Annotated in this window: 27 protein-coding genes; 18 read left to right on the top strand and 9 right to left on the bottom strand. The window is 59.3% G+C overall.

Annotated elements, in window-relative coordinates; genetic code table 11:
- Positions 1 to 24 precede the first annotated feature (24 nt).
- Together P186_RS02825 and P186_RS02820 are read right to left on the bottom strand one after the other, a co-directional pair.
- The gene (locus P186_RS02825) at positions 25 to 1,476 is read right to left on the bottom strand and encodes a glycogen/starch synthase (protein WP_014287885.1); all 1,452 of its coding nucleotides are present in this window, start codon (positions 1,474 to 1,476) and stop codon (positions 25 to 27) included.
- Positions 1,477 to 1,503: 27 nt separating this feature from the next.
- A complete protein-coding gene (locus tag P186_RS02820; protein WP_014287884.1) occupies positions 1,504 to 2,880 on the bottom strand; it encodes a glycoside hydrolase family 57 protein in 1,377 nt (458 codons plus the stop codon).
- 233 nt (positions 2,881 to 3,113) lie between these two features.
- Between P186_RS02820 and P186_RS02815 the strand changes: the two genes are divergently transcribed.
- From P186_RS02815 to P186_RS02780, 8 genes are all read left to right on the top strand, one after another.
- Positions 3,114 to 4,403: a PaRep2b protein gene (locus P186_RS02815; protein ID WP_014287883.1), complete on the top strand. Its 1,290-nt coding sequence runs from the start codon at positions 3,114 to 3,116 to the stop codon at positions 4,401 to 4,403.
- Positions 4,404 to 4,517: 114 nt separating this feature from the next.
- Entirely contained in the window at positions 4,518 to 6,341 is a 1,824-nt protein-coding gene (locus P186_RS02810) for an aldehyde ferredoxin oxidoreductase family protein (RefSeq protein ID WP_014287882.1), read from the top strand.
- A 30-nt stretch (positions 6,342 to 6,371) separates the two neighbouring features.
- Positions 6,372 to 7,826 (top strand): glycosyltransferase, encoded by a 1,455-nt coding sequence (locus P186_RS02805; protein WP_014287881.1) that lies wholly within the window; start codon positions 6,372 to 6,374, stop codon positions 7,824 to 7,826.
- Positions 7,827 to 7,853: 27 nt separating this feature from the next.
- Positions 7,854 to 9,332 carry a tRNA uracil 4-sulfurtransferase ThiI gene (gene thiI, locus P186_RS02800; RefSeq protein ID WP_014287880.1) on the top strand — a complete coding sequence of 493 codons (1,479 nt, stop codon included), beginning with the start codon at positions 7,854 to 7,856 and terminating at the stop codon, positions 9,330 to 9,332.
- Positions 9,333 to 9,472: 140 nt separating this feature from the next.
- Positions 9,473 to 11,242, top strand: coding sequence for a ribosome biogenesis/translation initiation ATPase RLI (locus P186_RS02795; RefSeq protein ID WP_148682654.1), 1,770 nt, complete (start codon positions 9,473 to 9,475; stop codon positions 11,240 to 11,242).
- Position 11,243: 1 nt separating this feature from the next.
- A complete protein-coding gene (locus P186_RS02790; RefSeq protein WP_014287877.1) occupies positions 11,244 to 11,711 on the top strand; it encodes a 2'-5' RNA ligase family protein in 468 nt (155 codons plus the stop codon).
- The gene (locus P186_RS02785) at positions 11,704 to 12,168 is read left to right on the top strand and encodes a hypothetical protein (protein WP_014287876.1); all 465 of its coding nucleotides are present in this window, start codon (positions 11,704 to 11,706) and stop codon (positions 12,166 to 12,168) included. Before P186_RS02790 ends, P186_RS02785 begins: the two co-directional genes overlap by 8 nt.
- Positions 12,147 to 12,788 (top strand): trimeric intracellular cation channel family protein, encoded by a 642-nt coding sequence (locus P186_RS02780; protein ID WP_014287875.1) that lies wholly within the window; start codon positions 12,147 to 12,149, stop codon positions 12,786 to 12,788. Before P186_RS02785 ends, P186_RS02780 begins: the two co-directional genes overlap by 22 nt.
- Here the strand turns inward: P186_RS02780 and P186_RS02775 are convergent.
- Positions 12,753 to 13,400: a hypothetical protein gene (locus tag P186_RS02775; protein WP_014287874.1), complete on the bottom strand. Its 648-nt coding sequence runs from the start codon at positions 13,398 to 13,400 to the stop codon at positions 12,753 to 12,755. The two genes, P186_RS02780 and P186_RS02775, sit on opposite strands and share 36 nt — an antisense overlap.
- A gap of 394 nt (positions 13,401 to 13,794) precedes the next feature.
- Here P186_RS02775 and P186_RS02770 point away from each other — a divergent pair, with 394 nt between their 5' ends.
- From P186_RS02770 to P186_RS02755, 4 genes are read left to right on the top strand one after another with little or no spacing between them, the layout of a single operon-like run.
- Positions 13,795 to 14,157 carry a hypothetical protein gene (locus P186_RS02770; RefSeq protein WP_148682653.1) on the top strand — a complete coding sequence of 121 codons (363 nt, stop codon included), beginning with the start codon at positions 13,795 to 13,797 and terminating at the stop codon, positions 14,155 to 14,157.
- On the top strand, positions 14,157 to 14,792 hold the full coding sequence (locus P186_RS02765; protein ID WP_014287872.1) for a hypothetical protein: 636 nt from the start codon (positions 14,157 to 14,159) through the stop codon (positions 14,790 to 14,792). The genes P186_RS02770 and P186_RS02765 overlap by 1 nt, the downstream gene beginning before the upstream one ends.
- A 54-nt stretch (positions 14,793 to 14,846) precedes the next feature.
- Positions 14,847 to 15,149: a hypothetical protein gene (locus tag P186_RS02760; RefSeq protein WP_014287871.1), complete on the top strand. Its 303-nt coding sequence runs from the start codon at positions 14,847 to 14,849 to the stop codon at positions 15,147 to 15,149.
- Positions 15,146 to 16,111 carry a class I SAM-dependent methyltransferase gene (locus tag P186_RS02755; RefSeq protein WP_014287870.1) on the top strand — a complete coding sequence of 322 codons (966 nt, stop codon included), beginning with the start codon at positions 15,146 to 15,148 and terminating at the stop codon, positions 16,109 to 16,111. The genes P186_RS02760 and P186_RS02755 overlap by 4 nt, the downstream gene beginning before the upstream one ends.
- Here P186_RS02755 and P186_RS02750 read toward each other — a convergent pair.
- Together P186_RS02750 and P186_RS02745 are read right to left on the bottom strand one after the other, a co-directional pair.
- The gene (locus P186_RS02750) at positions 16,098 to 16,778 is read right to left on the bottom strand and encodes a class I SAM-dependent methyltransferase (RefSeq protein WP_014287869.1); all 681 of its coding nucleotides are present in this window, start codon (positions 16,776 to 16,778) and stop codon (positions 16,098 to 16,100) included. The two genes, P186_RS02755 and P186_RS02750, sit on opposite strands and share 14 nt — an antisense overlap.
- A gap of 3 nt (positions 16,779 to 16,781) precedes the next feature.
- Positions 16,782 to 17,108, bottom strand: coding sequence for a hypothetical protein (locus P186_RS02745; protein ID WP_014287868.1), 327 nt, complete (start codon positions 17,106 to 17,108; stop codon positions 16,782 to 16,784).
- 4 nt (positions 17,109 to 17,112) lie between these two features.
- On the opposite strand from P186_RS02745, the gene P186_RS02740 reads away from it, so the two are divergent.
- Complete coding sequence (locus tag P186_RS02740) at positions 17,113 to 17,940, top strand: SagB/ThcOx family dehydrogenase (RefSeq protein ID WP_014287867.1); 828 nt, start codon at positions 17,113 to 17,115, stop codon at positions 17,938 to 17,940.
- Here the strand turns inward: P186_RS02740 and P186_RS02735 are convergent.
- A complete protein-coding gene (locus P186_RS02735; RefSeq protein ID WP_014287866.1) occupies positions 17,937 to 19,136 on the bottom strand; it encodes a M20 family metallopeptidase in 1,200 nt (399 codons plus the stop codon). The two genes, P186_RS02740 and P186_RS02735, sit on opposite strands and share 4 nt — an antisense overlap.
- An 86-nt stretch (positions 19,137 to 19,222) precedes the next feature.
- Here P186_RS02735 and P186_RS02730 point away from each other — a divergent pair, with 86 nt between their 5' ends.
- From P186_RS02730 to P186_RS02710, 5 genes are read left to right on the top strand one after another with little or no spacing between them, the layout of a single operon-like run.
- The gene (locus P186_RS02730; protein ID WP_014287865.1) at positions 19,223 to 20,863 is read left to right on the top strand and encodes a long-chain-fatty-acid--CoA ligase; all 1,641 of its coding nucleotides are present in this window, start codon (positions 19,223 to 19,225) and stop codon (positions 20,861 to 20,863) included.
- Complete coding sequence (locus P186_RS02725; RefSeq protein WP_014287864.1) at positions 20,860 to 21,828, top strand: alcohol dehydrogenase catalytic domain-containing protein; 969 nt, start codon at positions 20,860 to 20,862, stop codon at positions 21,826 to 21,828. The genes P186_RS02730 and P186_RS02725 overlap by 4 nt, the downstream gene beginning before the upstream one ends.
- Positions 21,829 to 21,840: 12 nt before the next feature.
- Entirely contained in the window at positions 21,841 to 22,599 is a 759-nt protein-coding gene (locus P186_RS02720; protein WP_014287863.1) for a D-aminoacyl-tRNA deacylase, read from the top strand.
- Between the two features lie 56 nt (positions 22,600 to 22,655).
- Positions 22,656 to 23,807 (top strand): MFS transporter, encoded by a 1,152-nt coding sequence (locus P186_RS02715; protein ID WP_014287862.1) that lies wholly within the window; start codon positions 22,656 to 22,658, stop codon positions 23,805 to 23,807.
- The gene (locus tag P186_RS02710) at positions 23,797 to 24,417 is read left to right on the top strand and encodes a 6-hydroxymethylpterin diphosphokinase MptE-like protein (protein ID WP_014287861.1); all 621 of its coding nucleotides are present in this window, start codon (positions 23,797 to 23,799) and stop codon (positions 24,415 to 24,417) included. The genes P186_RS02715 and P186_RS02710 overlap by 11 nt, the downstream gene beginning before the upstream one ends.
- Here the strand turns inward: P186_RS02710 and P186_RS02705 are convergent.
- From P186_RS02705 to cutA, 3 genes are read right to left on the bottom strand one after another with little or no spacing between them, the layout of a single operon-like run.
- Positions 24,373 to 24,669, bottom strand: a complete 297-nt coding sequence (locus P186_RS02705; protein ID WP_014287860.1) for a hypothetical protein — start codon at positions 24,667 to 24,669, stop codon at positions 24,373 to 24,375. The two genes, P186_RS02710 and P186_RS02705, sit on opposite strands and share 45 nt — an antisense overlap.
- Complete coding sequence (locus P186_RS02700; protein WP_014287859.1) at positions 24,666 to 25,901, bottom strand: 2,3-bisphosphoglycerate-independent phosphoglycerate mutase; 1,236 nt, start codon at positions 25,899 to 25,901, stop codon at positions 24,666 to 24,668. Before P186_RS02700 ends, P186_RS02705 begins: the two co-directional genes overlap by 4 nt.
- Positions 25,894 to 26,205, bottom strand: a complete 312-nt coding sequence (gene cutA, locus P186_RS02695; RefSeq protein WP_014287858.1) for a divalent-cation tolerance protein CutA — start codon at positions 26,203 to 26,205, stop codon at positions 25,894 to 25,896. Before cutA ends, P186_RS02700 begins: the two co-directional genes overlap by 8 nt.
- Between the last annotated feature and the right edge of the window lie 21 nt (positions 26,206 to 26,226).

Here is a 26,226-nt window from a genome sequence, read left to right as displayed (position 1 = left end):
ATTATTAAATCTTAATACTCCAGCCTATCCACTGACGGCTCTGTAGTATGCAAATTTCCTAGCCTTCTCATAACACTGCTCCAGCATCTCCACGGTGTTCCTAAGTCTAAACCTCTCGTCCACGTACCGCGACACCGCGGCGCGGCTAGGCGGCCTTAGCCTGCCCGTGGCCAAGGCCTCCATGGCCCTACCCAGCCCCTCCACGTCCTCAGGCTCCACCAGCACTCCATAGCCGTCGACAACCTCCGGCAAGCCGCCGACCTTCGTGGCGACCACAGGCGTCCCCAGGGCCATGGCCTCTATGGCGGAAATTCCGAAGGGCTCCCAGCGCGACGGCATCACCACCGCCCTAGCCACGTAGTGCAGAGCCTTGTACAGCCTGGTGCCGACCCTGGCGAAGCTCAGAGCCGCCCTGCCCCGCCTCTCCCAGACAAGCCTCTTCACATACTCCTCGTACCCCCACTCCCCCGCAGAGATGCCGAGTATCAAAAGCCGGGCGCTGGGGGCGTAGTCAAGAGCCCTCACTGCGAGGTCAAGCCCCTTTTGAGACGTCACCCTCCCCACGGCGAGGAAGAGAGACCCCCCTCTATCCAGCCCCCCGACGATCCCCAACCTCTCCACCTCCTCGACGAGGCGCCACGCGTCCCCCTCAGACACGCCCTCTACGTCTTTGAGCGACCAGTCGGTGGAGTTGTACACCACACACGACTTTTCCCTAATCCAGCCGCCGTACTTCCTCAGCAACTCCTCCAGATAGCCGTAGCTGACTGTCGACACGGCGTCCGCCTCCACCACGCCGAACCTCTCCACGCCCCCCCACCCCTCGTCCCACACCGAGCTGTAGTGCTCAAAACGGTGGCAACACACCCGCCACACTGGGTGCGGCCTGTCGGCCAGCCCTGCCCACTCGGCGTAGTGCCACGGGAAGGAATACCCCCACGACAGGTGGATGGTAAAGAGGAGGGGCACGGCGACGCCCCTCCTCTCCCCTATGTCCTTCACGGCGACGCCCGCTAGCACGGTGGGCCAGTCATTGACGTGGACCAGGTCGGGGAGGCCGAACCTCTCCACGAAAGCCGCCACTCCTCGCGCCAGCAACGCCGCCTTCTCCTCGGCTTGTTCGTAGACGCCCCACCTGTCGAATGCGTGGCCAGTGGCGTAGTCAAACCCCTTGAACATAACCACCTTCACCCCGTCGACAAACGCCATCTCGGCCCCCAGGCAGTAGGGGTACACCCCGCCGTCTAGCCCACGCCTCTCTCCACAAGCCCTAAAGTCCAGGGGGTATAGGTCGAAGCCGCGGCTGGGGTCTAGGTGCCTCCCGTGGCTGGGCATCAGCACAGTCACGTCGTAGCCCCTCGACGCCAGGCCCACTGCGTACTGCCTCACAGCCTCTCCCAGCCCCCCCATCTTGACAAGGCCGCCGTATTCCATAGTTACGATGCACACCCGCCTCACCCGCTCCGGCGCGTACACGTTGCCAACGCAGAACTACAATATAAATCAATCCGACAGTAAAGCGGCGGCCTCCTCGGCCCTGAGCATGAAGACATCGACAAGCCACTTGAACAGGTCCTCCCTGTGCCGCTCTTTGAAGGACTTGTCCATCTGCCTAAGCTCTTTAAGTGAACAGATCCTCACACCTCCCCCGTAGAAGCACCTCTCGTCTGTAAAGACGAGCCTCTCCGCGGCGTCTCTGCTCCATGCCTCTCTTATGTAGAGCAGGAGATAGGACAGCGCGGCCATGTACACGTCATGTGCCTTATACGCCGAGCCGTAGGGGCTGAAGTAGGAATGGACCTCGCCGGCGGGGCCCACCTTCGTGGCCTGGTAGTACAGATGGTCGCTTGTGGAGAGGAGCCTCCACAGCCTCAGCACATCCCCGCCTATGGCCCTGGCGTAGGGGTACAGCCACGTCAATAGGGCAAAGGCGTTTCTCTGCAGTTCGTTCCCCAGCCACGCCGAGAGGTCGCGCTCGTCGGCCCAGCTGATGGTGGCCCACGGAGGCACCTCCAGCACGTCTCTCGGCGTGTTTCTAGAGGCGGCTTCCGAAACCGTCGCGAACCTCAGCCGGGGCCGCCTGGCGATCTCCCGGGGGAGCCACCTTAGAAATTCGTGGATGCCGCTCTCCGGCCAGTGGTGCTCTCCAAACGTCTCGTAGTCCACAGCTATCAAAACCACGTCCCCCGGCGTGGCCTCCAGCCACGCGGCGTATTTATCCGCGGTCAGAGGCCACTGATCCCACCACCTCGCGCCGAACCTGAAGCCGATGTCGTCGCTCAGTCGGTAGTTCCTAACCAAGACGTTGGCCCCGCAACCCCATGACTTGTACAGATAGTTGGGCGACCTCCAGCCCAGCACCCACTCCACCCCCTCTGTGACCACTGTGGAGAAGCCCATCGAGTGGAGGAAGCAGGCCACGTCGTTGTTGTAGATAAACTCGGTGTTCTCAGCGGCGCGGGGCTTATAGCCTATCAACTCCTCTACAGCCTTAACCTGCATCTCCACCTGTTCTCTAAACTCGCCGCGGTCTACAAACCACGCCAAGCTGTGGTAGTAGGTCTGCGCCACGAATTCGGCCACCTCTCTCGACGCCAGCTCCCGGAACAGATCCAGCACGTCCGGCGCCCACCTCCGGAACTGCTCCAAGGCCAAGCCGCTTACGCTGAATGTGACCTTAAAGCCGGGGATCTCCCTCGACGCGTCGATTAGAATCTTAGTAGCTTTTCTATAAACCCTGTCAGACACCCGGCGGAAGATGTGCCCGTCGAGCTCCTCGTAGAAAATCTCCTCCTCCCGAGGCCTTCTGGGGAAAACCCTGTGGAGGTCGGGCCTAAGCCGACGCGGCTGGTGCACCTCAAAGAAAAATACAACGTCCATACAACCCCGGGGACATATGTATTTAAGTTCTCGGCGGCGATCTACGGTGTCCCCCCCCCCCGGCGCATAGACGCCGGATTTTCGCCATGCTAAAGCCAGATGTGGCTCCTCGGCGCCCACCCGCCGCGCGGCGGATCTCTCCACGTGAAAAACCGCCTAGCTATGCCCAGCTTGTTCACTCGCCGTGACGACGGCCGATGGTGGCGAAAGCCGCCTTCATATAGCTTCACGGCGTGGAGGCTAGGCGCCTCGCGGGGGAGGCTCTGCCTCTCCTCATGGGCCTTGGGCGCCTGCTTGAGAAAGTGGAGAACGAGCAACAAATTTATCCAAAAGTGAAAGAGCTAATCAAGATGGCGAGGGCGCGGGTGGAGAGGTTCACCACGGAGGGCAAGAGGCCGAGGGCTAGGCTTATTATCGAGGCGGACGGCGCAAAGGCGGAGTACTCAATACGCCTAGATAAAAACAACACGGTAAGGCTTCACTTCGTCACAACGGACCGCGAGGAGGCCGAGAGGGGGGCGGCGGTGCTGAGGGCTGTCGGCGTCAAGGCAGAGGTGAAGAAGACATATGACAAAAACCACAACCACGACGTGTGGTACATAGTCGCAACCACCAACGCGCTTGCCTCCGAGACCGTGCATGAAGCGGTGAGGAGGGCGGTGGTGGAGTTCCTCGAACTGTGCAGAGAGGCCGGCGCCATCGGAGTGGGGACGTACAGATACCTCGCCACAAAACTCGAGAAGGGCGTGCCGGAGTGGGGCGAGATTAGGTTCTCCGCGGCGCTGACGAAAAGCGGCACCGTGGCTGTGGTGTACCGATCCAAAGATCTTCAGTCCATTAGAGAGGCGGCTAACTCCCTACGGGGGCTGGGGATGAGGGACAGCTGTGAGGGTAAGTGGTGTGTGGTGCACTTCAAGACGAGGGAGCCCGAGGGAGGTAGGCTTGGCTACGTACGCATAACCGTGGACGGACTTAAGTACATAGGGTGGCTGGCCCTCCACGGCGGGGGCGAGGCGAGGGAGAGGGCGCGGTGGCTGAAGGAGATGCTCCTAAAGGAGGCGGGGGCAAAGGGAGGGGGTGTGCGCCGTCGCCTAATGCAGTACTTCCGGAAGGGGGAGCGGTGGGGCACGATAAAGCCGCCCGTAGAGAGGGAGGTGGAGGTGGAGGGCAGGAGGCTGAGGGTCCGTGTCGAGGCGGTGGAGGCTGGCGTGGAGCGCGTAGGCACGAAGGAGCACCTTATGGTAAAGATGCGGGCCAGGGTGCTGGAGGGCTGGCGGGAGGCTGTGGTGGAGAAGTGGGCAAAGTTCTACAAATCCAGCGGCGGCGAGGCTAGTGGTTATGTAAACATACACGCCGGCGCGGAGGGAGGGCGGGAGGCGGACTACGTGAGGACGGCGGCGGTGCTGAAGGCCTTGGGGGTGGAGAGGTGGCATAGGGCACCGAGACAGATACGCCTCACGAGCGGCGCGCTGGAGGCGCTGATGGGGGTGGAGCCTGTATGCAGAGCCGTGGGGCTCTGCTGATTGGTTCGGGCCGGTGTTTGTCTGGGCGTCTGGTATCTGGCTCCAGAATATATTTTCAATACGTCGAGCCTCTATATAGAGGTACACTTATTAATTACATTAGTGTGTGGGCCTATGCCAGGTTGGCAGGGCTTGATACTCCGTGTTAATCTTACAAAGAGGAAGTGGGTTGTCCAGAGGCTCGACCCAGCTGTGGCGAGGGACTTCATAGGGGGGCGGGGGCTGGCGGCGAAGATTCTATGGGATGAGCTCCCCCCGGGGGTGGACCCCCTTTCGCCACATAATAAATTGATATTCGCCGCGGGGCCGCTCACAGGCCTGCCGGGGCCCAATTTCGGCAAGCTTGTGGTAGCCGCCAAGAGCCCCCTCACGGGGGGATACGGCGACGGGAATATCGGGAGCTGGGCGGCGGTTAATCTCAGAAAGGCCGGCTACGACGCCCTCGTCGTGGAGGGCAGGGCCGAGAGGCCGGTCTACATCTACATAGACGGAGACAAGGTGGAGATTCTAGACGCTGGAGAGTACTGGGGCCTCAACGCGTGGGCCGTGGAGGAGAAGTTGCAGAAAATCCACGGGAGGGACGCGGCGGTTGTGACCATCGGCCCCGCCGGCGAGAACCTCGTCAGGTTCGCCACTGTGATTTCGCAGAAGGGCCGCTCGGGTGGCAGGCCTGGGATGGGCGCCGTGATGGGCTCCAAAAATCTCAAAGCCGTGGTGGTGAGAGGCCGGGGGGAGATTCCGCTGGCCGACAAGGCGCAGTACCAGAAGCTGGCCGTGGAGGCCGTCAAGGAGGGGTCCTCCAGCCCCAGCTACAGCTTCTGGATGAGGCAGGGGACCAACTCGACTGTGGAGTGGGCACAAGAGGCCAGCGTACTGCCGGCCTACAACTTCACGGAGGGACAGTTCGACGAGTTCAGCAAAATAGGGGGCGCCATGGTGGAGAAGTTCGAAACCGACCTCAAGTCCTGCCCGCTCTGCTTCATGGCCTGCGGCCACTGGGTCCCGGCTGAGTCGGGCACGGTGGAGGTGGACTACGAGAACATAGCCATGCTGGGCTCCAACCTCGGCATCGGAGATCTGCAGAAGGTCGCCGAGTTGAACAGAATCGCCGACACCTTGGGCATGGACACCATCTCGCTGGGCAACGTCCTCGGCTTTGTAATGGAGGCCTCTGAGAGGGGGCTGGGGGACAGGCTGGGCTTCGTGGTGGAGTGGGGGGACTTCGAGGCGGCGAGGCAGTTGGCGTATGACACGGCCTACAGGAGGGGTGTAGGCGACCTCCTCGCCGAGGGCGTGAGGCGGATATCTGAAAGGATAGGCGGCGAGGATTTTGCGATACATGTAAAAGGCCTCGAGGTGAGCGCCTACGACTGCCACGCCGCCCCCGCCATGGCGCTGGCGTACGCCACGTCGCCCATCGGCGCCCACCACAAAGACGCCTGGGTAATATCCTGGGAGGTCAAGACAGACCGCCTAGGCTATACGAAAGAGAAGGCGGCTAAGGTAGTGGAGCTCCAGAGGATCAGGGGCGGCTGGTTCGAGACCTTCGTCGGCTGCCGCTTCCCCTGGGTGGAGGTCGGCCTGTCCCTCGACTGGTATCCAAAAATCTTCAAAGCGGCCACCGGCCTAGACGCCACGCCCGACTACTTCAACGAGGTGGGCGACAGGATATACGCGTTGATAAGAGCCTTCTGGATTAGGGAATACGGCTGGTGGAGCCGCGAGATGGACATGCCGCCCAAAAAGTGGTTTAAGCAACCGCTGTCTAAGGGTCCGTTGAAGGGAGCCCGACTGGACTACGACGGCTACAACAAGTTGCTCGACTACTACTACGAAATCCGCGGCTGGGACGCGAGAGGCGTACCCACCCGGGAGACGCTGGAGAGGCTCGGCCTGGGCTACGTAGCCGAGCAACTCAGCAAGTTCATCGAGCTGTAAGTTTTAAAAAGGGGGGCCCCGCCCCGGGGCGTGATAGTATCTATCACACCCGAACTAGCGGTCGGGCGTTTTAGGAACTTCGCCGGTGGCCTCGGCGTGCTGGAAGGCGACAAGTTCTACGCAGCGGCTAGGCTCGGCGTGCCCTACACAGCGATAACGCTGTACTACCCAGAGGGCTACGTGACCTACAGAGAGGAGAACGGCGAGCTGGTCCCCACGCCCGAGGGGAACACCACGGAGGAGCTTCGACGCGGAGGCGGCGCGGAGATCCAGGTGAGGGGCGACAAGGTGGCCCTATCCTACCTCACATACCAGCTGGGGACCGCCACTGCGGTTTTTGTAAACGTCGAGGGGCCCGAGTGGGCCGCCAAGGCGGCGCGGAGGCTCTACCAGGAGGACACGGAGGCGGACAGGTTCTACAAATACGTCATACTGGCGAAGGCCGCCGTCGACTACGTGGAGAGGCACATCGGCTGGGACAGGGTTACGCATCTAGACCTGCAGGAGGCGTACACGGTGCTGGCCATCTTCTTCAGGCGCCACGAGAAGGCGAGGCTTGTGATACACACACCCGCCCCCTGGGGCCACCCCACCTTCTCCAGAAGGTTCTTCAAAGAGGAGTTCGGCTTCGACATGGCCATGGAGCCCGTGATCCTCACCGAGCTCGGCCTGGCCATGGCCTCCGGCGGGGTGGTGGTGTCTAGAAAAATGGTCAAGCTCGCCTGCAACACCTTCCCCCACCACTGCCACAAGATAAAGCCTGTGACAAACGCCGTGGAGATACCCCGCTGGGAGCACCCAAGGCTTAGACACGTAGAGAGCCCCGAGGAGCTGAGGAGGGCCAGGGAGGAGGTCAAGAGAGAGGCCCTGCGCGCCCTCGGCATAGAGGCCACGGGGAAGGTGGTGATGTCCTGGGCCAGGAGGCTCACCCACTACAAGAGGCCCCACTACGCCCTCCAGCTAATAGAAGACGTCGACAGAGACGTATTGTTCATACTCGGCGGACGCGCCCACCCCGCCGATCACTACGGAGTCGAGATGATGAAGAGGTTTAAGGAGGCGGCCGGGTCCATGGACAACGTGTACTACTTCCCCAACCTCGACGCCGACAAAGCCAGGCTCATCATCTGGGCCTCCGACATCTGGCTCTTCACCCCGTTCAGCGGCTGGGAGGCCAGCGGCACCTCCTTCATGAAAGCCGGCGTCAACGGAGTCCCCTCGGTGGCCTCACGCGACGGGGCGGTGCCCGAAGCCGTGAGAGACGGGTGGAACGGCTGGCTCTTCGGCGAAGACAGAGACAGACTCCTCCCACTCGACAGCGCGGAGATAGACCAGAGAGAGTACGGCGAATTCAGGCGGAAGGTAGAGGAGGCCCTCGACGCCTACGCAAGCGGGAGGTACTGGGAGGTGGCCTTCAACGCCTACAGAGGCTTTAGAGAAGTCTTCTCGATGGAGCGCCTCTTCCGCGACTACGGCTACCTATAAATATAACCAGCCACCGGGGAAATAAACGTGGAGAAACTAGTCATCGTCAGATTCGGCGAGCTCACCGTAAAGAGGGGATACACCAGGCTGGAGATGGAGAGGTTGCTGACGAGGGCGGCGGAGGAGGCTGCGCGGGAGTGCGGAGGCGCCAAATTCGAAAAAGAGCCAGGCAGGCTCTACGCCCGGGGCGACGTGGAGTGCCTAAAGAAGGCGCTGTCGAGGGTATTCGGCGTCAAGTCCGTGAGCCCAGCCCACGCGGCGGAGTTCACGGAACTCAGCGACATCGCGACGCACGCGAAGCAGATCTGGGGGGACCTGGTCACCGGGAGGAGGTTCGCCGTCAGAGCCCACAGGGTGGGGGACCATCCCTTCAAGTCGCTGGACGTGGCGGCGGCGGTCGGCTCCGCCCTCGCGACCTCCGGCGGCTCAGTCGACCTGGAGAAGCCAGAGGTGGAGCTCTACGTCGAGGTTAGGGGGAAGAGGGCCTACTACTATACCGAGGTTTTGGAGGGCCCCGGAGGTCTGCCGCTGGGCTCCGAGGGGAAGGTCTTGGCGCTGGTGTCGGGCGGGATAGACTCCCCCGTCGCCGCGTGGATGCTGATGCGGAGAGGGGCCCACGTTGATGTCTTTTACTGCAACCTGGGGGGCACCCTCGCGTTGCTCCACGCCCTGGAGGTGGTCAGGCGCCTACTGTCCTGGTCATACGGCTACAACGCCCGGGTCGTGGTCGCCGACTGCGGCCCCGTCGCCCGCGCGCTACGGAGAGGTGTCAAGGAGGAGCTGTGGAACATAGCGTTTAAACGCGCCCTCTACAAAATAGGCGCCGAGGCGGCGAAGAGAGTGAAGGCCACGGCGCTTGTGACGGGGGAGTCGCTGGGCCAGGTCTCTTCGCAGACGCTCCAGGCCCTCGCCGCCGTGGAGGCCGGGATCGGCACGCCGGTGCTGAGGCCGCTCATCGGCATGGACAAAGACGAAATCGTAAAGATCGCGCAGAGAATCGGCACCTACGAAGCCTCGGTCAAGATGCCCGAGTACTGCGCCGTGTTCAGCAGAAAGCCGAGAAAGTGGGCAAGAAGGGAAGAGATAGAGGAGATCGACCTAGCCCTCCACGACGCCATAGCCGAGGTTGCGAACAGCGCAAGGATGGTGAAGAAGAGAGAACTCGAGGAATTCGTGAAGAGCCTCTCGCCGCCCCGCGACCTGGAAATAGACGCACCCCCCAGCGATGCCGTAGTGGTGGACCTGAGAGACGAGGAGGCGTACAGGGGGTGGCACCTCCCCGGCGCCATCAGGACAGACGTCGACGACGTCCTCACTCTGGTAGACAGGCTGGGGCGCGACAAGACATACGTATTCTACTGTTACAGCGGAGGACTAAGCCTAGACGTAGCCGAAAGCCTACGCAAAATCGGCATAAAAGCCTACTCCCTCAGGCTGTGGCGTACATCGTCACCCAATCAGACAAGGGACAGCACATCACAGACAGACAAATACACCGACTTATAAACCTCCTCCCACGCCCCGCGCTGGCGCGCATAGCGGCGCTCTAGACGGCTAGGTGTACCTAGAGCCGGTGCGCGCCGCGCTGGGCGCATGTCGATAGGTTTGAAGAGAGAATAGATTTATAGCACGTCGTAACGTGGCGCGTGGTTCGCGTCGCAGTTGTTGACAGAGATGCGTGCCAGCCTAGGAAGTGTGGCCAGGAGTGTGTGAAGTACTGCCCCGTGAACAGGACGGGGAAGGTGGTGTGGATCGATGACCAGTTGAAGAAGGCGGTGATCTCCGAGGCTCTCTGCATTGGCTGTGGGATATGCGTGCACAAGTGTCCGTTCCAGGCCATTACAATCGTCAACCTGCCGGACGAATTGGAGAGGGACTGTGTCCACAGATACGGGCCGAGTGGGTTTAAGCTCTACCGCCTCCCCATGCTGAGGAGGGGGAAGATCGTGGGGGTGCTGGGGAGGAACGCCTTGGGGAAGACGACTATGGCTAAGATACTCGCCGGGGAGCTTGTCCCGAATCTGTGTGGGGAGGGCGGCGGGTCTAGGGAGGAGGTGGTTAGGCAGTTTAGGGGGACGGAGCTCCAGACGTACTTCTCGGAGCTCTACGGCGGCAAGCTGAAGGCTGTGCACAAGATTCAATACATCGAGCTGATTCCGCTGTACCTCAAGGGCACCGTGGGGGAGATATTGAAAAAAGCCGGCGTCAAGGAAGAGCTGGCCAGGAGGCTTGGGCTGGACAAGCTGGCGGGGAGGGAGGTCGACAAGCTGTCGGGCGGGGAGCTTCAGAAGCTGGCCATCGCCGCGGCCCTCTCCAAAGACGTGGATGTGTATATATTCGACGAGCCGGCGACGCACCTCGACATAGTGGAGAGGATGAAGGTGGCGGACGCCGTCAGGGACTACACCCAGAACAAGTACGTGCTTGTGGTGGAGCACGACTTGACCGTTCTCGACTTCCTTGCGGACAACATTGTAATTGTCTATGGGAAGCCCGGGGCGTACGGCATCGTCTCGCACCCCTCCGGGGCCCGCGAGGCCATTAACGAATACCTGGCGGGCTACATCTCGTCGGAAAACATGCGGATTAGGGACCGCCCCATTAAGTTCGAGCTACGTCCGCCTGAGAGGAAGAGTGGGAAGGCGGCGAGGCTGGTTGAGTGGGAGGACCTCTACGTGGACCTGGGGGGCTTCCAGCTGGAGGTGTCGGCGTCATACATTGCTAAGGGCGAGGTGGTCGGCGTGGTGGGCCCAAACGGCATCGGCAAGACGACGTTCCTAAAGGTGCTCGTGGGAGAGCTGAAGCCCCTCAGGGGAGCTGTCAACGCAACCCCCCGCGTCAGCTACAAGCCGCAGTACATCCGCGACATCGCCGTGAAGAGCCAGGACGTCCCGGTGGGCCTCTGGCTGGCCCAGCAGGTGGGGGACTACTCGGAGAACCCGATTTGGCCAGATTTGAACAGCGGCTTCAACCTGGCGCCCCTCCTCGAGCGGAGGATGGGGGAGCTCTCGGGCGGGGAGCTCCAGCGGGTTGTGGTGGCGTCGGCGCTGTTGAAAAAGGCCGATCTCTACGTCTTGGACGAGCCGATGGCCTACCTGGACGTGGAGCAGAGGATAACGGTGGCCCGCACAATTAGGCGGATAATTGAGGAGAGCGAGGTGGCGGCCCTCATCGTGGAGCACGACATCGCTATGCTTGACTACATGTCTAACGCTATTATGCCGTTTATCGGAGAGCCCGGCGTCAGGGGGGGCTCCCCTGGACCGACGGATATGAGGACGGGCATGAATATGTTCCTCAAGTGGGCAGACGCCTCGTTTAGACGCGACGTGAGGTCTGGGAGGCCGAGGCTGAACAAGCCGGGGTCTGCCCTCGACAGGGAGCAGAAGGAGAGGGGGGAGCTGTACTACGTGTAGTATGTCGTACATATATGGGGTACTCCCGCCGATTCACCCGCTGAGGCCGTTTGAGGGTGTGGTGCCGGTGAAGCCCCACATTACTCTGGTGAAGTTGGAGAGGCCGTTGAGGGTTGAGGTGCGGTACCGCCAGTTCGTCGCCTCTCTGGGGCCCGTGGTGCTTCTGCCGTCGCAGTCGAGGCCTAGGTACATAGCGCTGAGGGTGGAGCCTCTGGGAGAGTTCGCCGCGTTGAGGACTCTGCTCATGGCGTCGCTGGGTGGAGTCGTTAGGGAGCGGTACGCGGAGTTTAAGCCGCATCTCACCTTGTACTCGGTTCGGGTTAAGAGGCCGTCGCCGGATGACGTCAGGCCGGCGGTGGAGGAGGCCGCCAGGTATGTAGGTACCGCCTTTGAGGTTAAGGCGGTGCATCTCATCGACACGACGGGGGGCGCTTATATGCCTGTCTACACGCTTGTCCTGCATGGATAGGCTGGCGAGGGCGTATATTGGGGGGATGGCGGTTAATGGATGCGTGGTGAGGGGGGTGAGGGGGTATCTGCTTCGGTGGCTTGGGTCGCTCGGCTTCAAGACGTCAGACGGCGCCGTGGAGCTTCCGAAGACGTACTGCCGATACGCGCCCGCGTCTCTGCTGGAGTATATATACTTCATAAAGGGCGCCTTTGAGACGCACGGCGAGTTTTTCATGGGGGACCCCCATGGGCGCGAGGTGCTGGTCATATTCAAGACGGGAAGCAGGAAGGTGGCCAGGTCGCTGAGGTTGCTGGGGCTGGCCCCCCTTGTGACTACCGACGAGGCGGACGTCAGGCGCTTCATTGTTCTGTACGAGAGGCGTGACGTGGAGAGGTTTGTGAGGCTGGTTAAGCCGGTGGTGGAGGACGTGCACGTGGCAGAGGCGCTGGGGCTATGCGGGCAGAGGATGTTGTAGAGCTGCTGAACTACGTGGGAATTGTGGCCTTCGCGCTGTCTGGGGCGTTGAAGGCGGGGGAGAAGGATATGGATCTGCTGGGGTTTGTGGTGTTGGGGTTCTCCACGGCGCTTGCGGGGGGGATTATAAGAGACTTATTGCTCGGCAGGTTCCCTCCAGTGAACGTGGTGTATATGCCGTATTCGCTGACGGCCATCGCCGCCTCTCTGGCGGCGTTTTTTCTCTATCCCCATGTGAAGAGGTTTAGGGACTACGTCCTCTACCCCGACGCGGTGGGTCTGGGTGCCTTCGCCGCCATCGGCGCCGACTTGACCGCGAGTTACTGCCAGATGCGGGGGCTGGGGAACTGCTGGCTGACGGTGATGATGCTGTCGTCGGTGACTGCCGCCGGCGGGGGCGTCGTCCGCGATGTCCTCGCCGGGGAGGTGCCGGCGGTGTTGCGTAGGGAGATCTACGCCTCTGCCGCGGCTGTGGGCGGCCTGATATACCTAGCCGCCTCGGGGCTGGGGAGGGAGGGGGCCATGCTGGTTACAATCGTGGCGGTTACCGCCATTAGAATTGCGTCGCTGGCCAGGGGGTGGGAGCTACCTCGGGTTAGACAGGACAAGCCGCGCATCTAGGCAACGGAGTCCCAGCTTCTTGTGAACGACGCACGGGGTATCCTCGGTGGGCACCCCCTCTGTGACTATTCTAAAGCCCCTCAGATAGGCCTCATATAGGGGGTGTAGTGGAGGCTGACTCGATATAGGAACGACGCACATGGTCTCGCCGTCGTAGATGCCCCGCTTCCCCGCGTTGCGCGCGACGTAGATTGTGGCTTCTCCTCTCATCAGCTCGTATATGGTGCCTAGGGGCCTCTGGGGATGCCCGGCGTCTCCAACAGGCACGTAGGATAGCAACACCAAGCCTAGGTCGCAGGTGGTGATGCCGAGGCCCAGCTTCAGCACCCTCTGCATCGCCAATATATCCAACTCGGTGGCGGCGGGTAAAATCTCAAGAAGTTTCATCCGAAGTTCCCCCTCTCCAATAACCCTCCTCCTCACCTGAGATACGTAGGCGTAAACCGCCTCGACCACGCTCAACGTGCCGAACCGAGACCACGCGCCAATGGCTTTCTCAAAACCTTCGTCAGACTGCTCTATGACTACTGCCGAGAGCACAACCTCCGGTTTATCTAACATATCGACGTTCAGAGGTCCGTAGTACTCAGGATGGTCAACCCAGCCAAGCACGGGAAGACGTAGTGAAATTTATAAAATGTTTTTAAGCGCGCAACGCCCCCTCCGACTGCAGGAACCTTCGCGGCCGCTGGCAGAGGTGCAGGAGGGGGTGCTTTGGGCTCCTGCCAGCGCTCCCACCCTGTGTTGTAGTTGGCTGTGTGTCTGCTCTCTATCGTATTTGCGCCTCCTTGCCTGGGGGTGGGGTACAGGGCGTTGTGGGCATCACGGCGTCGTGTGGCGCGTCGCCGTTGCCCGGTCAACGGTGCCCTATATGTAGGCGGGGCGTGGGCAAGTGGACGCTGGGGCCGGTGCTGGGTGGTGGGGGTACTTGGATTGATATGCTACGCGCTTTGTGGGTGGGCGGCTATAGGTCTAAAGATATTTAAATGGAACGTAACGCCTATCCGTGGCACCTCGTTTCTTTGTGTTTCCAGGGTATAGAAGTGTAGAAGATGAGCCGAAGATTAGACAGCTGATCTACAGAGGGCTGAAGGAGATCGAGACGGAGATTAGGAAGAGGATGCTTAACTCGGATAACGTGGAGGAGTTGGGTAGGATTTTGAAGGCGGTGAATATGATTGCTGTGAGGGTGAAGTCTATAGAGGGGCGGGTGACGTCTAAGAGGGAGATTGAGCAGATAGACGCCGTGATTTTCGATAAGATGAATACCGTCTTGTCTCTGCTGGCTAGTAGGGACTACGCCTCTATACTCCCGGTGGTGTCCGACTTGGAGAAGTTGGTGACTCGGCGGAACTCCTTGTTTTCCTAATGGTCTGCCTAGACCCGCTGACTCCGGACGAGTTTGCGCTGTGGTACCGCCACCTGGGGAGGCTTAGGCTGTTCTGGGCTAAGCCTCTGGTGGAGCTTCTGCCTCTGTATAAGATAGCGGAGGGGTGTGTACTGAAGGCGCGGTGGGCCTCGGAGAAGCCGAGGCTCGAGGAGGCGTACGTAGCTATTTTGAAGAAGATGCGCAGACTCGACTTCCTGGTCCCGCTTCGGGGTACCAAGATCTTGATCACGTCGGAGGTTGTGGATAGGGAGTTGTACCGGGAGAGGGGGGCTTTGTATATCTACTCCACGTCGAGGCCGTGCGCCACCGGTATATATATCGAAAGACCGGCCGGGGGGCACCCGGAGCCTGGCCCGGACCACGTGGTGATTGCGTCAAGCCTCTCCGACGCGGGGTATATAGTATATCTAAATAGGTGGAATTTCAACATCGACTACATGTGGCTGAAAAACATAGAGCAGCTGGACGACGCGGTGGAGAGCGCCATCTGCGAGGCGCGGAGGCTCGGGGGGAGGTACGTCTCCGTGGCTACTGGGGAGGGGCACCTAGACACAATTGACTTCATGGCCTACAGACCTGACTATATTTATTATACGTATAAACTTGCCTTTTAGTATTTAGAGGGTCCCATAACGGACAAGTTATAACACGCCCTAGAGAGCTTCTTGATGCACAGCCTATATCAAAAGGCAAGGTGCCCATTTTGTGGTGTTGAGTTCAACGCCTCGATTAAGTCCGTGGTGGGAGACGAGGCTGAGGTGGCGTGTCCCAATGGACACGTTTTCACAATATCGATTAGTAATAGCGACTTTGTGCTGGACTGCGAGATCCGCGACTGGGAGAGGTTTTCCCTCCTTCCGCAATCGACTCAGCAGGCAGTGCTTGAAGTAATTCAAAGCGGCAGAGTTCCCCCCGATATGCAGGCGTTGATGAGACGCCTGAGAGACGCCGGCGTGGTTGTGTGTACATGAAGTTCGTTGAGGAGGTTAACGTTCTCCGGTATTACAAGCCATTCATCGAGGCTGGGGGCGGCGTTGCGCAGGTTAGGAGGGCGCTGGGGTGGAGTGAGTGGTTTGCTGTGAAGTGGTGGGAGGAGGTTTTCAACGAGGTTGGGCTGTCGTCGATTAGGGGGAGTGTTTTTGCAAGAGCTCTCTTTATATCGCTGAGGCTGAGGGGTTACATAAGAGAGGACGGGCATATCAAGAAGAGGCCGCCTAAGCCTGACTACCCCACAAACAGCTACGCTATAGAGTTCGTGGAGCTCCACGAATCCTTTGATAGGCTCGGGGCGGTGAACGTCGCCACCAATAGAGTAGATGAAAACTCAATAGGTATCCTCTACTCGACAATGCTGAGCCAGGGCTGGTACAAGATCTTGAGGCATACATTTCTTAAACTAGTCGGCATTGAGAACTATCACACTATATTTGAGCCTGTGGTTAAGGAGGGACAGACGGCGATGGCTGTGCTGGAGATCCACACGCCTAGGCTTTATCTGGGTTTCGACTACCGGCGGGATAACATAGAGATGGCCGCCGGCTCGCTACGCGTTAAGCCGGGGGAGTGCAGTGGGGTTGTCTGTATCTATCACGCCACCACCGCCTGCGACGCTGTAAAAATAGCGAGGCGTCACGCCCCCAACGGCGTCGAGGCGGCTCTTCTACTTCATACTCTGTATTGGCTGATAGACCCCGTGAAAGAGCTAAGTTGCATATCTACGCTACTGGGGCCTGGCGGGAAGCTTCTAATTGGCCAGCAGGTGGTTGAGTCAACTCCAGGTTTGGTGGCAATGGTCACCGCCATGGGTGCTAAACACGTGTTGAGTTGGAGGGGCGTCGAGCAGATTCTGAGGGCAGCCGGGTATAAGCTAGTGAAAAGATACCTCAGATACACGCCGTACTACATCGCCGTGTGGGAGCCTAGGCGATTTTAGACCTCGATATGTATATGTACACCGAGCCAAGCCCCTTCTCTCTAAAGATAATTATTGAGGAATATTTCTCTACAATTTCTCTAAGTTTTGAATTTGGCGGGATTGAGGTTATGATTGTATAGATCTTCCCATACTCCCTACACACCTCAGGCGGCGCCACTAGACACACCAACCTAGGCAGTAGATACCTGGCGTAGAGCCGTAGGAGGCGTCTCACAAACCTGTTGTTGGGGTTTCCTATCGATACCACCACTTGGAACTCCGCCACTCTGCTAAACTCCGCGACGGCCTTCTCAATGTCTGTGGCGGCGTGTAGGGAGTAGCCCGCTAGCAACAAGTCAAAGCAACCGCTTCTAAACGGCATGTATTCAAACATCCCCACGACCCGGTCGTCTGCAATGGCGTTAGGGCGGAGCATCTCTGGCGTCGCGTCTAGGGCGACGACGTATCTCTCAGTCTTTAGGTGGGCCGCCATGTTTCCAGGTCCCGCGCCGGCGTCTAGGACTTTGAGCGGCGTCTTGCCATTTAGGCTTAGGAAGAGAGTGACCGCCTCCCTCCGCCACCTGTCTACGTTGCCAAATGTGGCTACTTTATTGGCCCTTTCGTACACCTCGGCGATTTTTCTGTAAGCCTCCTGCACGGCGCGCCACTCTCCGCGGAGCCCCATGGCTCAGCCCAGGTAGATGTATATAAGCCACGTCGCCGCGGCCATCCCGAGGGGCCAGAGCCACCAGGAGTCCCTCCCCATCCTCAATAGCCAGACGTCCAGCCCCGCGACGCCGTGGATGACGGCGGTGAGGATCGTGGCGAGGATTGGCCAGTCTAGGTGAAGTCTTGTACACGCGGCATAGCCGCTTAGGAGGCCGAGGGTGGCCCTCTCGACGAGCCCGGGCTTCACGAGGCACAGGCCTGAGAGGGCTGAGAGGAGGCCAAACACCATGAGTAAAACCGCGGTTACGTCCATGACGTAAAAGCTTATAGCTATTCTCCCAGACATAGAGGTGTTGAGGCGCGGCTTCTTAAAATTCCTCGTGGCTACGCCTCTCGGCAGGTTTCTATCCGGCGTCCTAGCCGCCTCGACGTCTTCGCTAGCCATTTATTTCCATGTATCTCATACAGATGTGAAGAGGGGCGCCGCGGGAGGCGAGAGGGTAATTGCCCTGCCCTACCCGAGGCTACGCGGCTCCGTGTCTGTCGAGGAGGCGCTTGCGAATAGGAGATCGGTTAGAGAGTTTAGGGAGGAGCCGCTGACGCTAGAGGAGCTGGGGCAGATCCTCTGGGCGGCGTACGGCATCTCTGAAGTAACCTACGGGCTGAGGACTGCGCCTAGCGCCGGGGCGCAGTACCCCCTGGAGCTATACGCCGTGGTGGGAGAACGCGGCGTCGAGGCGCAGGGCGGCTTCCTAACCCCCGGCGTGTACCACTACGATCCCCACGCCCACACCATTTCGCTGAGGAAGGAGGGTGACTATAGAAGGGAGCTCTACCACGCAGCGCTTGACCAGATCTGGGTCTTAACGGCGCCGGTTTCGCTGGTCTTCACCGCCGTCTACAGCCGCACTGCGAGGGTCTACGGCGAGAGGGGGCGCGTTAGGTATGTCCCCATGGACCTGGGCCACGCCGGCCAGAACGTCTACCTCCAGGCCACAGCCATGGGTCTTGGAACCGTCGCGGTGGGCGCCTTCTACGACGAGGAGGTGGCTAGGATACTCGACCTGCCGGCTGAGGAGACGCCGCTGTACATAATGCCGATTGGGAGGCCGCTGACGAGATACCGCTTGGCAGAGGATGAGCTTGTCAGATACTTCGAGCGGCGGAGGCGGCGCTAGGTCTTGGCGTTCAGCCGCTTTATTAGCCTGTAGTACGCCTCGGCCACGTTTAGCACCTGGCGCACCTCCACATATTCGTCTGGGGCGTGGGCGAGGCCTATGGGGCCCGGCCCGTAGGTCGCGGCGGGAATCCCCTGCTTTATGAAAAACCTCGCGTCTAGCCCGCCGATGCAGACCGTCCTCCTGGGCTTCCTCCCGATTACCTCCTCTACAGACGCCGAGAGGGCCTCGATGAGTGGGTGGCTGGGCTCCACCAACGCGGCCTCGGAGACGTTGGTCACCTTCACCTCGACTCTGTGGGGGAGTTCCTTGGCCACGCGCTCGACGAAATCTATAAATTCTTTTTTCACCGCTTCTAAATCCTCCTCTGGTATCACTCTGCGGTCTACGGAGAAGGCGAAGTATCCGGGCACCACGTTGGTCTTGACGGAGCCGCGAACCTCTCCTCCTATTGTCACGGTGGGGGTGGCGCCCCTCGGGTCGTCGTATTCATATTTACTAGACCTGGCGGCTATCAACTTGGCGTATTCCTGTAGTCTGTAGGCGATGTACGCCGCCCCCTCGAAGGCGTTCAGCCCTTGCCATGGGGTAGAGCCGTGTGCCTGTTTTCCATACACCTCGACTATAAACCACACCAATCCCCTGTGGCCAATCCATATGTTATCCTCGCCGGAGCCCTCGGCGATTACGACCCACGGCGCCGTGATTTTGCCCGACTTCGCCAAGTAGCCGGCGCCGGTTTCGCCGCCTGTCTCCTCATCAGGGACGAATGATATCTCGAAGTTTTTCAGCCCAGCCGACACGGCCTTCTCCACGGCCAGCATAATTGAGGTCAGCCCGCCTTTCATATCTACCGCGCCTCTTCCGTAGAGCCTTCCGTCTCGGTAGAGAGGCTCGAAGGGTTTTGTTACTCTCCAGCTCTCCAGTGGGCCCGGCGGCACTACGTCGTAGTGGCCGTTGAAGTGTATTTTTGGCTCTCCGCTTCTCGCCAGTAGAATCAGCCTCGGATAGTCGGCGCATTCCGCACAGCGTTTTGACACCTCCGCCTTAGGAACCTCTACGATTTCTGTTTCTAGTCCGAGGGATTTGAAAAACTTCTCGGCGTACTCAACCAGCTCTGCGTATTTCTCGCCGGGTGGGTTGACTGTGGGTATTGATATGAGCTTGCTTAGGATAGATACGGCTCTTGACTCCATGTTGTTGCAGACCGAGTTGTTAATAAAAGTGATGTCTTAGCCTAGTGTCTAAAGAAATAATTAAAAAACAGCCTAATCTTTAGCACATGGAGAAGTACCAACTTACGTTAAGTAATTTATGGAAATATATAAAGGAGATATATGGGGATGTTGAAGTGGCTTATCTACCTCCCCATGGGAATAACATCAGATCTACCTATGGACGTGAATATGAGAGAAGCCTCCGCCTCGCCGATGGGCTGAGGCGTTTAGGCATAGCTCCTGGCGATAGAGTCGCCACGCTGGACTGGAACACTATCTGGCATTTTGACCTGTACTGGGCCGTGCCCGGCATGGGGGCTGTGCTCCACCCGCTAAACGTGAGGCTCGCCCCCGAGGACTTGGTGTATATAATAAACCATGCGCAGGACAAGGCGTTGATTTACCACAGAGACTTCGCGCCCCTCGTGGAGAAGCTAAAGCCGCATCTAAAGTCTGTTCAGCTGTATATACAGATATCAGACGGTTTAGGCACAGCTACGCGAGATCCAGAAATTGAAGACGTAATTAAGCAGGGAGAGCCCAAACCTCTCCCTGAGATAGGCGAAGACACGGTGGCCACTATTGGGTACACAAGTGGAACCACCGGGAAGCCGAAGGGGGCGTACTTCACGCACAGAGCGCTGACTCTACACACCTTGGTAAGCGCGGTGGCCTTCGCCGGCTTTAGAGGCTTTGCAAGGCCTGAGTGCACAGAGGAGCAGTGCGCCTTTATGCAACTCGTTCCAATGTTCCACGTACATGGATGGGGCACTCCCTGGACTTTTGCCCTGTTGGGCTGGCGCCAGATTTATCCAGGCCGCTTTGATCCAAACCACACAGTTAAACTCATCGCAGAGGAAGGGGTGAAGACTATGGCGGGGGTCCCCACGATGCTCTACATGTTGCTAACCGCGCCCGAATTCCCGAAGTACGCCGAAAAGATCAAGGCGGTGAGGCCCATATTCGTGGTGGGGGGCGCCGCGTTGCCCAAAGAGCTGGCCAAAAAAGCCGCCGAGGCCGGCTTCATACCGAGGGTGGGCTACGGCATGACTGAAACAGCGCCTATACTAACGCTGGGCTTCTTCAGACCCACCGAGGAAATTCCAAAAGAGGTAGATAGGTACTACGACTTGTTGACAGCCACGGGTCTGCCTATTCCTCTTGTTGATTTGATGGTGGTTGACGAGGGTTTGAGGCCTGTTCCTCGTGATGGGAGGTCTGTAGGCGAGATTGTGGTTAGGGCTCCTTGGGTTACTCCAGAGTATCTCGGCGATGTGGAGAAGACGCGGGAGGCTTGGCGTGGTGGGTGGTTCCACACAGGCGACGTGGCTGTCTGGCTGCCGGACGGCCGTGTGAGAATTGTAGATAGGGCGAAGGACGTAATTAAGTCGGGTGGGGAGTGGATTTCCTCACTTCAGCTTGAAGATTTGATAATGACACATCCGGCCGTGGCGCAGGTGGCCGTCGTGGGTGTGCCGCACGAGAAGTGGGGCGAGCGTCCGGTGGCTGTGGTGGTTCTAAAGCCGGGGGCCTCCGCCACAGAGCAAGACATAATTAAGCACCTAGAGAAATTTGTAGAGGCGGGGAAGATACCTAAATGGTGGCTCCCAGACAAGATAATCTTCACAACACAACTCCCACTCACAGGCACCGGCAAGATAGATAAAAAAGTACTAAGAGAGCAGTATAAAGAGGTGTTGAGGTGAAGGCTGTTCAGTTAGTCAAATTTGGAGAGCCGCGGGAGGCGCTACGCTATACGGATTTGCCAGATCCGGCCCCGGGGCCCGGCGACGTTCTTGTTAAAATAGAGGCGGCTGGCGTCTGCGGAAGAGATCTCGTCGTGAGAAAGGGCGCCTTTCCACATGTGAAGCCTCCGGTGGTGCCGGGACACGAGGGGGTTGGCAAGGTTGTGGAGGTGGGCCCCGGCGTTGAGAGAGACGTTGTGGGGAGCAGGGTGTTCCTCTCGGCGATTTACGACGGGACGTGTGACTACTGCAGACGGGGGTTTGAAAACCTGTGTAGAAACGCCGAGTTACTGGGCGAGTCGCGCAACGGCACGTACGCCGAGTATGTGGTGCTACCGGCGAGGTTCGTGCACCCATTCCACGGCGTCGACCCGAGGGTTGCGGTGGTGGCCACGTGTCCCCTCGCCACGGCTGTCTACACGCTTAGGCATGTCGACGTGGAGGGGAGGAGGGTGCTCGTGGTAGGCGCCGGGGGCACCGGCGTCTACATAGCACAGCTAGCCAAGGTGAGGGGCGGGGAGGTCTACATCTCCACGAGGTCGCCCGAGAAGGCGGCTACGTTGAGGCAGTTGGGTCTAGAGGTGGCGGCGGAGGGAGACAAGGATTTCGATGTAGTCATCGACACGGTGGGTAGCCCCACCCTGGAGCGTTCTCTAAAGCTGGCTAGGAGGGCGGGGAGTGTGGTGGTTATAGGCAACGTGACTGGGGAGAGGGCGTCGCTAAGCCCCGCCCTGGTGATACTAAGGCAGTTGAAGGTCCTAGGCAGTATGGCGTTCCGGCCTTGGGATATATACGAGGCGCTTGACTTGTTAAAGAGGGGACTTATAAAACCGCTCTACGCCGAGTACAGACTGCAAGACGCGGCAAGGGCCCATGAAGATATGGAGAGAGAGATGGTGGTGGGCAGAGCAGTTTTAATACCCTGAGATCTCCCCAATGTGTACGTCCTGGTCATCTCGCTCGGCGACCCGGTCTCCCGCACGTTTTTAGAAGTTGCTCCGGACATGCCCCTGGTTGAGACGCGGGGTGGTTTAGAAATTAGGAAATTTAGAGACGTCCCCGTCGTGGTTCACAGGGGCGATCCCACCGAGTTTGGTAATGAGGAGGTCTTGGCATCCCTCGGCAGACACGCCATATTTATTTCACGCCACGAGATGGCTAATCCAAGGCCTTTATTTACTGTACACACCCCGGGGGGCTGGCCCGACGTCTCGGTGGCGCACCCGCACCTCGTCTCTTCGCTGTACAGATCTCTATGTAGAGGCGCCTACGAGCCCTTCAGCTGCGCGTTCGAGGCGACACACCACCCCCCAAACACCAGCGCCGTGTCGGCTACCTTCATCGAGGTTGGTAGCACCGAGAGGGAGTGGAGAGATAGAAAGGCCGTCGAGACGCTTGTCTATGTGGTTGAGGAGGTGACGGGTAGGGAGCTGGAGAGGCGCCCCTCGGCGATGGTGGTGGGGGATCTTCACTACGTCACGGTCGCGGACATGGTGCTGAGGGGCGACGTGGACATAGGCCACGTGGTGCCTAAGTACGTGGAGATATCGCTGGGGGTTGTGCAGACCGCCTTTAGGAAGCACGTCACTTCTGTAGAAAAAGTCTTCCTATTTAGGAAGAATGTGAAGAACCCGGCAAGGGCGGAGATCGTCGAGTTCCTTAGGGGTAGCGGCGTGGAGGTGGTGCTCAAGGGTTAATCTAGGTCGCACCGTACGGCAGTTATTTTAAAAGGCGGCCTTTTGAATGCGGAGTGATGGGGGAGGCGAGGCTGATCATCTTAAGCGGCCTCGGCTGGATGTTTGATGCGTTGGATGTCTTGATACTGTCCTACCTCCTGGTTGCCGCCGCCGGGGAGCTGGCGCTTGATACCCAGAGAAAGACGTTGATTATACTCGCCAACAACCTAGGCATGTTGATAGGCGCCGCGCTGTTTGGCCGTCTGGCCGATAGATTCGGCAGGCGGAAAATCTTCATGGCGACTCTCCTCCTCTACAGCCTGGGCACCGGCGCCGCGGCTCTGGCCAGGTCGTGGCTGGAATTCGCCGTAGTGAGGTTCTTCGCGGGGCTGGGGCTCGGCGGCGAGTTGCCGGTGGTTGCGACGTACGTCTCGGAAAACTCCCCGCCGGAGAGGAGGGGGAGGAACGTGGTGCTTTTAGAAAGCTTCTGGTCCCTGGGGGCGGTGCTAGCCGCCGCCATCTCTCTCTATCTCTTCACGTCTATCGGATGGAGGGCGTCGCTTGTCCTCCTCAGCCTAACCGCCTTCTACGTTTTTGTAATACGCCTCGCCCTGCCCGAATCGCAGAGATGGATCGAGTCCAGGGGGGCGCAACCGCCGGGGGCCGCCGCGGTGCCTCAAGTCGATCTGTATAGGCTCTCCATTGTTTCGGCCATCTGGCTAATGCTGGCCTTCGGATACTACGGGGCTTTTCTCTGGCTACCCACCATGTTGGTGAAGGAGAGGGGCTTTACCTACGTGGGCACGTACGAATTTATGTTTATAACAACCCTGGCGCAGCTACCCGGCTACTTCTCCGCGGCGTATCTAGTGGAGAAGCTAGGCCGCAGGCCTGTGGGCTCTCTGTACTTCCTCCTGTCAGCTGTCTCGGCGGTGTTGTTTACCTACAGCGGGGCGCCGGGGGAACTCGTCGTGTGGGCCCTCGCACTTAACTTCTTCAACCTAGGCGTGTGGGGGGTGATATACGCATACACGCCTGAGCTGTTCCCCACAGCTGTGAGAGGAGTCGCCACGGGCATGTCCGGCTCCGCGGCGAGGGTAGGCATGATACTTGGGCCTATGCTCTACCCGCTCTACTCCTCCTCGGCCCTCATAATCATCGCCGCCGTATGGGCAACGGCCTCGGCGCTCATTTGGCTCCTCCCCGAGACCAGGGGCCGTGTCGTGTAGGCCCGTAATATTCGACCCCCTTGAGTGGACCTACGTCTACACCCTAGCCAAGAGGCTACTGCCGGAGCTCTCCTTCGACAGAGATCTAGAGGCTACCCACGCGGCGGCTGGCTTCCCCGGCGAGTCTATAGAGGCGCTTAGGGACTTCGACTGGTGTTGCCCTGCTATCTACATGCCGCCGTTTGAGCGACTGATAAGCGGTAGCGTTACCGTCGCCGTAGAGGGATACACAGCAGAGAAGCTGGCGAGGCGCGGCGTCAAGCCGGACGTGGTCGTCAGCGACTTCGACTTCAATCCCCAGGGCGTAGGGCTGGGCAGGATTGCGGTGATTCACGTACATGGAGATAACTACTGGCTAGTCCCCAGCGGCCCCTATGTCTACACAGTGCAGACGTGGCCAATGGGCTGCACCGCCAACGTCTCGGGATTTACCGACGGAGACAGAGCCGTCTACTTGGCCTACTACATGGGCGCGCGGGAGATCGCGATATCGGGCTTCAACCCCGAGGCCCCCGTCAAGAGAGGCGACTTGGTGAAGAGGAAGAAGCTGGCTCTGGCGAGCCATCTACTCAATAGACTCTCGCGGAGAGTCGCCGTAAGATTTGTCTAGAAGATATTGAATGGTGTAGTGGAGGCTTGCGATTTTCCTCTCGTCTCTTTCAATTCTCAGATACTCCTCGAGCGTAAGTTGTATAGGCGACATGTCCTGCCCCGAAATTACGACGCAGGGAGAGCCCCCGCAGAGGGCCAGGGTGTAGACAGTTCGGAAAGGATCGAAGTCTATGAAGAACCATATTTGGCCGCCCACCTCCTCGATTGCCCTCCTCAGCCTGGAGATGGGGATGATGCCTAGATCGATCACTCGCCGAACTTCTCAGTTAGGGTTAGGTAGCTACCTAGAATCGGCATGACGTCTATGCCCCTCAGCCTCCCCAAGGCGCCTCTCCAACACGTGAGCTCTGAGAATTTTCCCACGTCGTCGGCAACGACGTCGGGTCCGTAGAGAAGTATCGGCACGGGCTCGCCTGTGTGCTCCCTCACGCTGACTGGAGTGGCGTGGTCTGAGGTGACCACGACGTAGTTCTTCAACAGGTTGTCTAGATACGGGGCCAGCGCCTTGTCCAGCCTCTCGATGACAGACACCTTCCCGCCGAAGTCCCCGTCGTGGCTGGTGCTGTCTGTCCCCTTGACGTGTAGAAACACCAGGTCATACGTAGACATGAGATCCACGGCGAGCTTAACCGCATTGTCAAAGACGTCGTCCTTCGTCCCGCCGAGGCCGGGCGCTGTGTATACATCCATGCCCACCGCCCGCGCCACGCCTCTGATTAACGCAACCCCCGCGATGGCGGCCGCCCTGATGTTGTACCTCTCCCTGATGGGCTCTATATGCGGCATGTAGCCGCCGCCCCTGAGGAGAATTGCGTTTATCGGCAGACGTCCCTGCAACCTCCTGGCCTTGTTCACCTCCATCTCCCTCGACGCCTCTCTGAAGCGTCTCGTAATTTCGTTAACAACCTCCGCCGTGAGGGCCGCCTCTTTACTGTTGTCAAGAGGCACCGACTGCATAATCTTGGCCCCGACCTTGTGCGGATCCGTATCGCTTACCTTGTGGCTCACCGCCCCTCTCAGCACCAGAACCCCCCTGTGCTCCACCGTGGATTTGTACAACACCTCGACGCCGTACCTCCGCCCCACCTCCTCGCCTATCTTACTCATCAACTCCTCCACGGCCCTGGCCTCCTCGGGCGCTATGTAGCGGCCCGCACGTCTATCCAGCACCACGTCCGCGTCGTCGACTGTGGCTAGGTTTGTCCGGAATGCCACGTCGCCGGGCTTCAGCGCCACGTCTGCCCCGAGGGCCTCAAAGGCACCGCGCCCCGTGTAGTACCTATACGGGTCGTATCCAAATAGGGCTAGATGCGCCGTGTCGGAGCCAGGCCTGACGCCGGGAGACACGGGATCCAACACGCCGCACGACCCGAGAGATGTTAGGTAGTCTATCGTGGGCTTGAAGGCTACGTAAAACGGCGTCTTTCCGCCACTCGGCCTGTCCCCCCCGCCGTCGAATAGAATCCACAAGACGCTAGGCATGGGTCTCCCGCTCGACCCATTTTAAATACTCCCTGTAGCCCCCCGATATGGGCAACGCTATTATCTCGGGCACCTGGTAGGGGTGTACAGACTTCACCTCTTTTATAAGCTCTTCCAACTTATCTGCGCTGGTCTTGACTATTAGGAGAACCTCGTCGGCCTCCTCAATCTTTCCATCCCACCAATACATTGAACTCACCGGCGACATGTTGACACAAGCCGCAAGCCTCCTATCCAAAATATGCCTAGCTATTTTCTTACCACTCTCCCTATCTGGAGCTGTAATAAATACAGTTGTATACATAGGGGATGGGTTTTGGATTGT

The sequence above is a fragment of the Pyrobaculum ferrireducens genome (assembly GCF_000234805.1).
Taxonomy (GTDB): domain Archaea; phylum Thermoproteota; class Thermoprotei; order Thermoproteales; family Thermoproteaceae; genus Pyrobaculum; species Pyrobaculum ferrireducens.
This window is presented reverse-complemented; position numbering and strand designations above follow the sequence as displayed.

What these genes read in the sequence shown, in the direction of transcription:
- P186_RS02820 (WP_014287884.1), bottom strand. Translation starts at nt 2,880, where the DNA reads ATGGACGTTGTATTTTTCTTTGAGGTGCACCAGCCGCGTCGGCTTAGG.
- P186_RS02810 (WP_014287882.1), top strand. Translation starts at nt 4,518, where the DNA reads ATGCCAGGTTGGCAGGGCTTGATACTCCGTGTTAATCTTACAAAGAGG.
- P186_RS02790 (WP_014287877.1), top strand. Translation starts at nt 11,244, where the DNA reads ATGTCGTACATATATGGGGTACTCCCGCCGATTCACCCGCTGAGGCCG.
- P186_RS02785 (WP_014287876.1), top strand. Translation starts at nt 11,704, where the DNA reads ATGGATAGGCTGGCGAGGGCGTATATTGGGGGGATGGCGGTTAATGGA.
- P186_RS02780 (WP_014287875.1), top strand. Translation starts at nt 12,147, where the DNA reads ATGCGGGCAGAGGATGTTGTAGAGCTGCTGAACTACGTGGGAATTGTG.
- P186_RS02765 (WP_014287872.1), top strand. Translation starts at nt 14,157, where the DNA reads ATGGTCTGCCTAGACCCGCTGACTCCGGACGAGTTTGCGCTGTGGTAC.
- P186_RS02760 (WP_014287871.1), top strand. Translation starts at nt 14,847, where the DNA reads ATGCACAGCCTATATCAAAAGGCAAGGTGCCCATTTTGTGGTGTTGAG.
- P186_RS02755 (WP_014287870.1), top strand. Translation starts at nt 15,146, where the DNA reads ATGAAGTTCGTTGAGGAGGTTAACGTTCTCCGGTATTACAAGCCATTC.
- P186_RS02750 (WP_014287869.1), bottom strand. Translation starts at nt 16,778, where the DNA reads ATGGGGCTCCGCGGAGAGTGGCGCGCCGTGCAGGAGGCTTACAGAAAA.
- P186_RS02745 (WP_014287868.1), bottom strand. Translation starts at nt 17,108, where the DNA reads ATGTCTGGGAGAATAGCTATAAGCTTTTACGTCATGGACGTAACCGCG.
- P186_RS02735 (WP_014287866.1), bottom strand. Translation starts at nt 19,136, where the DNA reads ATGGAGTCAAGAGCCGTATCTATCCTAAGCAAGCTCATATCAATACCC.
- P186_RS02730 (WP_014287865.1), top strand. Translation starts at nt 19,223, where the DNA reads ATGGAGAAGTACCAACTTACGTTAAGTAATTTATGGAAATATATAAAG.
- P186_RS02715 (WP_014287862.1), top strand. Translation starts at nt 22,656, where the DNA reads ATGGGGGAGGCGAGGCTGATCATCTTAAGCGGCCTCGGCTGGATGTTT.
- P186_RS02700 (WP_014287859.1), bottom strand. Translation starts at nt 25,901, where the DNA reads ATGCCTAGCGTCTTGTGGATTCTATTCGACGGCGGGGGGGACAGGCCG.
- cutA (WP_014287858.1), bottom strand. Translation starts at nt 26,205, where the DNA reads ATGTATACAACTGTATTTATTACAGCTCCAGATAGGGAGAGTGGTAAG.